The organism is Ilumatobacter sp. (assembly GCF_049588435.1).
Classification (GTDB): domain Bacteria; phylum Actinomycetota; class Acidimicrobiia; order Acidimicrobiales; family Ilumatobacteraceae; genus Ilumatobacter_A.
Genome location: NZ_JBAVYV010000463.1, coordinates 1 through 9,883, shown reverse-complemented (window position 1 = coordinate 9,883; position 9,883 = coordinate 1). Strand labels below are relative to the sequence as shown.

The 9,883-nt window shown below is 66.6% G+C and carries 9 protein-coding genes, 2 tRNA genes, 1 other RNA gene and 2 pseudogenes; 10 read left to right on the top strand and 4 right to left on the bottom strand.

What is annotated here, in order from left to right; translation table 11 throughout:
- From WBV89_RS17785 to WBV89_RS17775, 3 genes and pseudogenes are all read left to right on the top strand, one after another.
- Positions 1-1,755: pseudogene (locus WBV89_RS17785) on the top strand (hypothetical protein); the annotation flags it as partial.
- A gap of 87 nt (positions 1,756-1,842) precedes the next feature.
- A complete protein-coding gene (locus WBV89_RS17780) occupies positions 1,843-2,235 on the top strand; it encodes a hypothetical protein (RefSeq protein WP_423982668.1) in 393 nt (130 codons plus the stop codon).
- A 69-nt stretch (positions 2,236-2,304) separates the two neighbouring features.
- A complete protein-coding gene (locus WBV89_RS17775) occupies positions 2,305-2,544 on the top strand; it encodes a TlpA family protein disulfide reductase (protein ID WP_423982667.1) in 240 nt (79 codons plus the stop codon).
- A gap of 22 nt (positions 2,545-2,566) precedes the next feature.
- On the opposite strand, the gene WBV89_RS17770 is transcribed toward WBV89_RS17775, so the two are convergent.
- Entirely contained in the window at positions 2,567-3,331 is a 765-nt protein-coding gene (locus WBV89_RS17770; RefSeq protein WP_423982666.1) for an SDR family NAD(P)-dependent oxidoreductase, read from the bottom strand.
- A gap of 93 nt (positions 3,332-3,424) precedes the next feature.
- Here WBV89_RS17770 and WBV89_RS17765 point away from each other — a divergent pair, with 93 nt between their 5' ends.
- From WBV89_RS17765 to WBV89_RS17740, 6 genes are all read left to right on the top strand, one after another.
- The gene (locus WBV89_RS17765) at positions 3,425-4,126 is read left to right on the top strand and encodes a prepilin peptidase (protein ID WP_423982665.1); all 702 of its coding nucleotides are present in this window, start codon (positions 3,425-3,427) and stop codon (positions 4,124-4,126) included.
- A 97-nt stretch (positions 4,127-4,223) separates the two neighbouring features.
- Positions 4,224-5,099, top strand: coding sequence for a 5'-3' exonuclease (locus WBV89_RS17760; protein ID WP_423982664.1), 876 nt, complete (start codon positions 4,224-4,226; stop codon positions 5,097-5,099).
- 11 nt (positions 5,100-5,110) lie between these two features.
- Positions 5,111-5,209: signal recognition particle sRNA small type (gene ffs / locus WBV89_RS17755), an RNA gene on the top strand.
- Positions 5,210-5,250: 41 nt separating this feature from the next.
- A tRNA-Ser gene (locus WBV89_RS17750) sits at positions 5,251-5,338 on the top strand.
- Positions 5,339-5,406: 68 nt separating this feature from the next.
- Positions 5,407-5,859, top strand: a complete 453-nt coding sequence (gene tadA, locus WBV89_RS17745; RefSeq protein ID WP_423982663.1) for a tRNA adenosine(34) deaminase TadA — start codon at positions 5,407-5,409, stop codon at positions 5,857-5,859.
- 70 nt (positions 5,860-5,929) lie between these two features.
- Positions 5,930-6,019, top strand: a tRNA-Ser gene (locus WBV89_RS17740).
- A gap of 329 nt (positions 6,020-6,348) precedes the next feature.
- On the opposite strand, the gene WBV89_RS17735 is transcribed toward WBV89_RS17740, so the two are convergent.
- From WBV89_RS17735 to WBV89_RS17725, 3 genes are all read right to left on the bottom strand, one after another.
- Entirely contained in the window at positions 6,349-7,260 is a 912-nt protein-coding gene (locus WBV89_RS17735; RefSeq protein ID WP_423982662.1) for a tyrosine-type recombinase/integrase, read from the bottom strand.
- 598 nt (positions 7,261-7,858) lie between these two features.
- Positions 7,859-8,617: a maleylpyruvate isomerase family mycothiol-dependent enzyme gene (locus tag WBV89_RS17730; protein WP_423982661.1), complete on the bottom strand. Its 759-nt coding sequence runs from the start codon at positions 8,615-8,617 to the stop codon at positions 7,859-7,861.
- Complete coding sequence (locus WBV89_RS17725) at positions 8,614-9,243, bottom strand: TetR/AcrR family transcriptional regulator (protein WP_423982669.1); 630 nt, start codon at positions 9,241-9,243, stop codon at positions 8,614-8,616. Before WBV89_RS17725 ends, WBV89_RS17730 begins: the two co-directional genes overlap by 4 nt.
- Positions 9,244-9,590: 347 nt before the next feature.
- Between WBV89_RS17725 and WBV89_RS17720 the strand changes: the two are divergent.
- Positions 9,591-9,883 (top strand): annotated as a pseudogene (locus WBV89_RS17720) (SAM-dependent methyltransferase); the annotation flags it as partial.

Below are 9,883 nucleotides of genomic sequence, written 5' to 3'. Positions count from 1 at the left end.
GCGCTGCGCTCCGCACTTCCGCATGCCCGCGTTCCTCCTCCGCCGCCGGACATCGCGGCCACCGAGCGGCGGCTCCGTACCGTCGACGCTGGTGAGCGCGCCGCGAGGATCGACATCGGGGTGCGCGCCGCGGCTCACCAGATCGCGAGCGACGGTGTCAGGATCGGAATCGTCCGGGTCGCGGCGGACGGTGAGCTGTTGCTGCGGCTCACCGGTGAGACATCGCTCGCAGCGCCGTGGATCGGGTCGGGTGCATCCTGGGCCCTCCCGGCATCGGTCCCCATCGAGATGCTGAGCGAGGACGCCCGCCAGGCGGGTCAGCCGTGCCTCGCACTCGTCACGGTCGGAATCGACGATGACGGGAGGGACGTGTTGGTCGACCTCGAAGCAGCGGGGATCACAACGGTGGAGTCGGGTCGCGACCAGGCCGACGAGGTCGTGCGCGCGATCGGCTCCGGTCTCGCCACGTCGATCGATTCCGAGGTCGTGCACCTGGTCGTGGCATCGTTGGACGCGCGGTGCCTGTTCGATCACCCGAACGCGCGCCAGGTCGAGTCGGCCGAGAAGGCGATCACGGCGGCGAGGTCGCTCGTCGACTCGACACTCATCGACGGGCGTTCGACGTTCGAACTCCGCACTCACCGCACCGGTGGCGAGATGTGGGAACCAGCGATCGCCCTCCTCTCGACAGACGACCGAGCGCTCGAGCACATCGAGACGGCCGCCGCTCGCCCCGTGCGAGGATTCGCGCTCGTGGCCGCGTGCGCTCCGCAGGATGTCCGAGCGGATGTTGTCGAACCGGGAGCCCGCATCGTTGGACACGCCGACCGGTGGGAACTCTCCGCATTCGGTGAACGCGTCGTGCTCGCGCCGATCGGGATCACGGTCGACGACGTCAACGACGTCGTCGAGGTCCTGGCCGACGCGGAGCGTTCGGTCGATGCAGAGGCCTCGTCTCGATCCCTCGGCACGAACGACACCGTCTCCGACCCGTTGCGCCCGGTTCCGCACGACATCGTCGTGCGGATCATGGGACCGGTGTCGATCACCTCGGCGGACGGCACCCCCGGCGACTTCGAGCGCTCGAAGACCGTCGAACTGATCGCCTGGTTGGCCACCCACCGCGAACGCGCGACACGAGCCGCTGCGCGCACAGCTCTCTGGGAGATGGACGTACGCGACGCCACCTTCGCCAACGTGGTGTCCGAAGCGCGTCGGGCACTCGGCCGGCTCGTGGCACCTCCGGGCGGTTCGGAGTGGCTGGCCCGCACGCTGAACGAATCGTTGCCGCTCCACGAACGGGTCGTGACCGATGCGGAACTCATCGCCCAGCGCGTCGAGCACGCCCGCCTGGCGCCTCCGACCCACGCCATCGACGTGTTGCGCCCGGCCGTCGAGTTGGTCCGTGGCCTCCCGTTCGCGGACACCTCCTATCTGTGGCCCGATGCGGACGGCCTCACGTCGTCCCACGTCCTGCTCGCGATCACCGCCACGACCGAACTCGCCGGTCACGCCCTGTCGATCGGCGACACCGAGCTCGTGTTCTGGTCGACGGGACGCGGACTGCAGGTACTCCCGGGTCACGAGGAACTGGTCGGCCTCCGGATGCGGGCCCATGCCCGCTCCGGCGATCTCGCGGGGGTGCGCCAGGAATGGGAGAGCTACGAACGGGTGATCATGGCCGACGCGTGGTCGAACGGAGATCCGGCGCCGAAGTTGTTGAGTCTCCGCCGCGAGTTGCTGACCGCGACGTGATCTCGCCGCTTCGCGGCCGTGCGAAACGTTCGAGGAACAGCCGGGGATCGGGTCGAAGTCGGTGGCCGGGCCCGACAGAATGCACGAATGCGGCCCGTGCACACGTCCTCGACCAAGCGCTCGCGTCGCCGCTTCACGGTGGCGCTGGTTGCCGGGGCAGTCGTGCTCGCGGCGTGCGGCGGCGGGTCCGACTCGACCGCGGACGGTTCGAGCGACGCGGTCGCCGATGTCAGCGCCGACGGCGAGACCGCCGACTCCACGGCAGCCGTCGACGAACAGCCCGCGGAAGCCAATCCAGCTGCGACCGGCGACGGATTGGTCGACCTCGTCGGCCCCGACGTCGTCGCCACGGCCGAGATCGAGACGAACCTGTTGCCGAGCGTCGTGCTCGACGACGTCACGAGCGGACGCAAGGTCAACTTCCGCAACCTCGTCCCGCAGGAGAAACCGATTCTGCTGTGGATGTATGCGCCGCATTGAGCCACCTGCAATCGGGAAGCTCCCGATGTCGAGCAGTTCGCTCGTGATCATGCAGACGAGTTGATCGTCGTGGGTCTCGGAACCCAGGACGGTCTCGGTGAGGCCGAGGCGTTCGTCGCCGAGCACGGAACGACATCGTTCACCATGCTGTGGGACGAGTCGTTCGAGACGTGGCAGGAGATCGGTATCACGTCCCAGCCGGCTGCGGTCTTGCTCGCCGCCGACGGCACCCCGATCACCGGTTGGGTCGGGCCGTTCCCGACCGACGAAGTCGTGCGGCTCGCCGCCGAATCGACAGCGTCGGCCTGACAAGCGCGGCGGGCGAGTCGAGCTAGCGGGCGAGTCGACCGACCGCGAACCGGCGGGCCGAACCCGGAAGCGCGTTGATCAGACTCGCACCGATCCGGTTCGTGGTGCCCGGCACGACGATCACCCGGTTCGCCGCGACACCGCGCAGCCCGGCGATCGCGACCTCCTCGGCTGTCTGCCACGCGAAATCCGGAATTCCGGAGATGTCGTAGCTCGCCCGATCCTGGAACTCGGTTCTCGTGAAGCCGGGACACAGCGCCGTCACATGGACTCCGAGCGGCTCGAGTTCGCCGTGCATCGCCTCGCTGAGCGACGTGACGAACGACTTCGTTGCGGAATACGTCGCGCTCCCGGGTGCCGCCATGAAGCCCGACATCGACGACACGTTCAGGATTCCTCCGTGTCCGGCAGCCGCCATCTGATTGGCCGCGACGTGGGCCAGTCGATGGAGGGCCACCACGTTGACGTCGACGACGGTTGCTTCTCGTTCGAGATCGAGCTCGTGGAACGCTCCCTGGAAACCAAGGCCGGCGTTGTTCACCAACAGGTCGATCGGATCGGGAACGTCGCGCAGGCGGTCCTCGACGTACGACAGCTCGTTCGGTTCCGCCAGGTCGGCCACCAGCACCCGACAGGGCACGTCGACCTCCGCTGCCAGTGCCTCGAGACGATCACCGTCGCGGGCGACGACGACCAGTTCGGACCCGTCGGCCGCCAGTTGCAGGGCGATCTCGCGACCGATCCCCGACGATGCTCCGGTCACCAATGCACGCGTCCATCTGGCCATCGGCCCATCCTCGCGCGATCCGCAGGCCGGGTGACGTCTGGACTCCGGTCTAACCTCCGCCGTTGGGCCAGCACATTCGGTCCGGGTCTGCTGATGAGTCTGTTCGTGTTGCTTCCGCTGGTGATCGTCGCCGGATCGATCGTCGGGTGGTATCTCGCCGTCGTCGCGGCGCGGGTCCCGACGGGCCGTACTCCGTCACGAACGACGCTCGACGGGAACTGGTGGCGCTCGGTCGTCCTCGCGAACGTGGTGGTGTGGGTGCTCTTCGCGTTCCGATTTCGTGACGATCTGTTCGCTGCGCTGCCGGCGTACCTGTACTTCGGGGCCGTCCTCGTCCTCCAGTCGGTGATCGACATCCGCGTCCGACGGTTGCCCCGACAGAACACCTTCATCGGGATCGCGCTGGGCGGGCTCGCGCTGATCATCGCGGCACTCGTGGTCGGCGAGCCCGAACGGGTCTGGATGTCCGGCCTCGGGGCGATCATCGCGCTCGCGATCATCGGCGGGGTCTACACCGTCAGCAATGTCGTCTACGGCGCCGACGTCGCGTTCGGGTTCGGCGACGTGCTGCTCGCACCCCTGCTCGGACTGTTCCTGGGCTGGCTGAATCCCGGCATCGTCGCTCCCGGACTGTTCTTCGGTTTCGTCCTCGGCTCACTCGCGGCGGGGACCACGATCGTGCTCCGGGGCGAGGACTCGAAGTCGCAGCTTCCCTTCGGACCGTTTCTGGCATCGGGTGCGGTCGCCGGGATCTTCGTGGGTCAACCGTTCCTCGACGCGCTCACCGGGTTCTGACCCCCAGCGCCTTCTTCGTTCGCGTGCGGTTCGTGCGCCCGGAGACCGCAGACTCCTCACGCAAACGAGAACATCGACCTGCACTACCGTGAGGGACATGCGCGTGCACCTCGTCGACGGCACCTACGAGCTGTTCCGCCAGCACTTCGGGCAGGTGTCACGACATTCCGACACCCACCCCTCGGCCGCGGCCGCCGGCGTGGTCTCCTCCACGCTGGCACTCGTCGCCGATGGCGCGACCCACGTGGGTGTCGCCTCCGATCACGTGATCGAGAGCTTCCGCAACGACCTCTACGACGGCTACAAGGACGGCTCGGGGTTGGACGAGGCCATCAAGACCCAGATCCCGGTGATGGAGGAGGCGCTCGCTTCGGCCGGGTTCGTCGTGTGGCCGATGGTGAGCCACGAAGCCGATGATGCGCTCGGCGCGGCCGCCGCGGTCGCCGACGCCGACGAGCGTGTCGACCAGGTCCTGATCGTCACGCCGGACAAGGACCTCGGGCAGTGCGTGCGCGGCGAACGTGTGGTGCAGTTCGATCGGCGCAAGCGGGAGATCCTCGACGAAGCCGCGATCATCGAGAAGTTCGGGATCTCCCCCAAGTCGATCCCCGACTACCTCGGCCTCGTCGGCGACACCGCCGACGGCTTCCCCGGGCTTCCGGGCTGGGGGGCGAAGAGCGCGTCGCTGGTGCTCGCCCGATACGGCCACATCGAAGACATCCCTGCTGCGGCGGGACAGTGGGACGTGGCCGGGCTGCGCGGGGCGGCGAAGCTGTCGGCGACGCTGCAGGCACAGCTCGACGATGCTGTGCTGTTCCGCACCATCGCGACGCTCGACGTCGATCTGGACGTGGGAGCAGTCGACGACTGGCGCTGGCGCGGGCCGACCGACGACTTCGAGGCGATGGCCGAACGCATCGGATCGCCCGACCTCGCTCAGCAGGCACGAAAGCTGGCCTCGGCGATATCATGAGCCGCGGTGGTGGCCGGGCCCTGTGCAACGGGCGCCCGTGAACCAGGTCAGGACCGGAAGGTAGCAGCCTTCATCGGCATCGCCTGTGTGCCGCAGATCGTCTGGCCACCACCACTTTCACGCACCGATAGTGTGTGGAAGCTCAACACCTGGAGGGGTGCGAGAGCGGCCGAATCGGCACGCTTGGAAAGCGTGTGACCTTCACGGGTCCGTGGGTTCGAATCCCACCCTCTCCGCCATCGACGGCCAGGGGTTTCTCACCCCTGGCCGTTCTGTTGTACCCGATGGAACCCGGCTGGAGCCGCCGATGGATGCCGAACACGATCGATGGATGGGCCTCGCGCTCGACGAAGCGCGGGCCGCGCTCGATCACAGCGACGTCCCCGTCGGGGCAGTCGTCATCCACGACGGAGCGGTGATCGCCGCACGCCACAATGAGCGTGAGCTCGCCGGAGATCCGGTCGCCCACGCCGAGATCCTCGCCCTACGCGACGCCGCCGACCACGTGGGCAACTGGCGTCTCGACGACTGCACGCTGGTCGTCACGCTCGAACCATGCGCGATGTGTGCCGGGGCGATGGTCAACTCTCGGTTGGGCACCGTCGTGTTCGGCGCGACCGACCCGAAGGCCGGTGCGGTGGTGAGCCACTTCGGGCTCTTGCGCGGAGCGCCCCTCAATCACGCGGTCACGACGATCGAGGGCGTGCGCGGCGACGAGTGCGGCGAACTGCTCCGAGCGTTCTTTCGCGCTCGACGCTGACGATTCTGCCCGCGACGTCGCCTTCGCGGACGTCCGTGTGAACCCCGAATTCCTCGCTAGCCTCGATCGAGGAAGGCTGCCAGAGCGGACGAATGGGACGGCCTCGAAAGCCGTTGAAGTCTTCGGGCTTCCGTGGGTTCGAATCCCACGCCTTCCGCCAGTACGTCCACGGGCGTCCATGGAGATCCACGAGAACCCTGCTGAGCAGGGTAAACGTGAAATCGAGATCCATGGGCGCCCGTCGTCGTTTTTGGAGCGTGAGTCTCAAAGAGTCGTTTGAGACAAACGAGGAGGCCGATCGATGCCGGAGACTTCCACGAGGAAGAGCGGGTCCCCGATGCATCGGGTGAGTCATTTGTGGTGGTCAACAAAGCACCCAACGGTGGGGCCGAGCCGTTCTTCGATCGCACTCGCCAGGTGTGGGTCGCTCCGTGGCGCAAACCGGATGGCTGGTAAGACTCGAGCACTTGCAGTCGCCTCACGTGACCGTCACGTTGTGAGGTCCGCGCACGAGGCACAGTTCGGCGACGTGACTGAGGGGTTCACCGCCGAAACGTCCGTTGGCGAGCTTCGTCTCGGATCTGCTGGATGAGGGTTCCGGCGCAGCGTCGACGTCCCGTCCGCGGTCGTGAACACGAGGTCGAGTTGCTCGCCGTCGTATTCGACCGTCGGCCACGGGCCCGGATACGCCGCACGATCTGCTTCGTGTAGATCGCGGCGAGCCCGGCGCAGCGACACGACGGTTCGCCCGAGCACCTGGACGCCTGTGGCTCCTCGTGTCTTTGTCGGGCCGAGCACCATGCCGACTCGATCTGCATACGTCGAGCGCCGGCGCACGAGGGCCGACCCCTGGTCGAGGTCGAGGTCCTGCCAAGCCAGTCCGAGTGCTTCGCTGATCCGCCAGCCCTGGACGAAGCAAAGCGCAGCCGCCGCAGCGAATCGCGGGTCGCGCTCGGCGATCAGTTGTCGTGTCTGAGCAGGGATGATCGTGCGTCGTTGCTTCGGCACCGCCTTCGGAGCTTTGACCTTTCGAGCGACGTTCTGTGCCGCATCACGGGCAAGAACGTCGGGACGCTGCTCGTTCAGATCTTGGAGCAGGGCCTCGAGTTCGGGTTGACCACACTCGTTGTGGAGTTTGCCGATCGGCACACGCAGCCAGTGCCGGCCGTTCATGAACACGACTGCGTCGGCGGTCAGTTCGCAGAATTCGCCGACTCGCAACCCGGTGCGGGCGAGCATCTCGACCACCAACCGTCGGACCGGATCTTGGTCGGCGGCGCGCATCAAGTTCGCGGCGTCCGGGTCTGACAAGAATTTGGGGAGTGGATCGTCGGGTGTGGGGAGGTCGCCGTTGAAGATCAGGACGCGTGTCGGTGCCTCGGGGTAGTCCCATTCCGACACGCGTTGGAAGAACGTGCGCAGTGTGCCGAGTTTGATGTGGATCGTGGTCGGTGACAGTCCGCCGCTGGTCCGGCCGGGCGGGTGGCGAGATAGCGCTTGAATCCCTCGACGTGGTGACGGTCGACGTCGATGAGACCGTTGATGGTCGGGTACGCATCGGTCAGGTAGCCGGCGAACATCCGCAGAATGTGGCTGGCCGAGGTCACGCTCGCCGGGCGCAGCGAGAGCGCGATCTGATCCGCAGAGCGGCGGAACGTGTTCACATCGAATCCGCTGGCCTCGGCACGCACGCCGGCCGCCGGTCGGTCGTGACCAACCTGTTCGCATCGGGCTCACTCGATCTCGAAGATGTGGCCCGGTGGGGCCAGTCGAACTCGCGTGTCAGTGGTCGGCCGGGGCCGACGTAACCGTGGGTCGAGGCGACGACGGCAGGCGCGACGACGGCGCTCATCGGCCGATCCCGTCGGCTGCTCCAAACGAGCGCCGGTCGCCAGCCATGCGTGATCTATCCGGCGATACGGGGCAGGTAGGCAGGAGTAACCCGCTCCATGGGTGCTGCCTGAGCTACTGGATCTTGGTGGCGAGGAGGGGAGGATGTTCAGAACGGAACGATCGTGGCGAGTAGACCGGTGGCCGCGCCGCGGCCGGCGAGCACGGAGCAGAACTCGACCGCATCGACCACGACCGGCTCGCCCCCACCGTCAGCGGTGAAGACGCCGCCGGCGATGCCGGTCAATTCGAGCGTGAACGGTTGACCGTGACGGCGTGCCCACTCGGCGACGACATCAGCGACGATGCGGCCGTCATGGTCGGCGGTGAGCACGAGTTCGACGCCCGTGGCACGGGCGGTATCGACGCGGTGCATCCATGCGTCGCGGAGGTAGATGATGTCAATCAGGTAGCCGAGGCTCCACCTCTCGACCACCGGGGCGTCGATGCCGATCTTCATCGCGCGAATCGGGCGGGGTGTTCGCGAACGGCCCTTGACCGTCTTCGGCGCGATGAGTTCGAGGCGTTCAACGAGGTCTTCCGGGGAGAGGTGTTCACGTTCGGCGACTTGGACCCCAGACAATCCGGCCTCGAGCGACACCCCGGAATCTTTGCGGCGCTTGCGCGCAACGCGCATCTGATGAACGTTCTTGCGCATGGACGCACCGGCCTCGCAAGCACCGAGCACATGCAGCCACATCTGGCGAACATCCCAATCCGGGCATACCGTCCGGGCTCGCCATTGATCGTCGTCGAGAGTGCGCAGGACCGCGACAGCGCGATCGAGTTCGGTCGCCTGGAGGGCCATTGCCTCGCCGTGTCCAAGAGCCGGGATGGTCGTGACGTCGACGGCGATCATGGTGGTCATGCTCGCTCGCTCTCTGCGTTGGGGTGGGCGCCGGTGCTGATGTCTACGTCAGCCAGCAACAGGTCGACCGCGCGGTCGATGAGTTGTACCCACCGGTCCCCTCCGGGGTCGTTCGAGATCTGTTGGTCGGTGAGTCCGGTCATCATTGCGCTCCACAGGTCGAACGTCGGCTGGTCCTTCACGCCAATGGCGGCGAGTCGCGTCCGCATCTGTTCGTAGGCCTGCATGGCGACGGCGTAGCTCTCCGGTGACGGTGTGAATCCTGGAATGGTGCGCTGGAACAGCAACTGGTACCGAACCGGATCGTTGGTGCAGAACGCGACGAATGCGTGAATCGAACGTCTTGCAGCAGCCATCGGCTCGGCCGCGAATTCCTCGTCACTCGCGGCCTCGTTCATCCAGTCGAGGAACGCTCGGTATCCGTGGAGGAACATCGCGTCGTAGATGTCGTGTTTGGAGGCGAAGTACGAGTAGATCGACTGCGCCCGCATGCCGACGCGCTCGCCGAGGTCACGCATCGACAGACCCGCGAGACCGTGCTCCCGGACGACCGCCCAGGATGCGTCCAAGATCTCGGACTGCGATTCCTGACGGCGTCTGGTTATCCTGTCGCTGTTCGTTTTCACTGACACTGTTCGGAGTATGACGAGTAGATCGTCGATTGTCAAGGGAGTTGTCGACGCACTCGCACGCCACACCGAATTCAGACTGAACCCGGATTCTCTCGGCTGAAGTGTCGCCGACGCCACCAAGAACGTCACCAGGCAGCGCCACCTGGAGGCGCGCGAGATCGGCACGTCGATCCTCGGCAAGCCCGAGCAGATCGTGTGTCGACCCGGCCAGTGGCGTTTCAGATAGGGCGCAAGGCAGCGGGGCGATGGCACGCGCCGCGCACCCACTCGGCACGCCTCGCCGACTTCGCTCTGCCGAAACGCGTCGTCGCGACAATCGACTCGTGTGTCACCGTTGTGGCGTGACTCATAGCGAATCTCGGTCCGAGCAGCTCGCGGCACCGGATCAGCACCTCGATCCGGCAATTGCGGCCGGGTACGACAGGAGCGCTGGAGCCAAGTTCTCCACGGACGAGATCGACCGAACTGCGGACGCGCTTGCCGTGCTTGCCGATGGTGGCGCGGCGATCGAGTTCGCAATCGGCACCGGTCGTGTCGCTCTCCCGCTGACGGCACGTGGCGTGTCGGTGTCGGGGATGGACATCTCCGAGCCGATGCTTGCCGAGTTGCGCAAGAAGCCCGGATCCGATGCCAT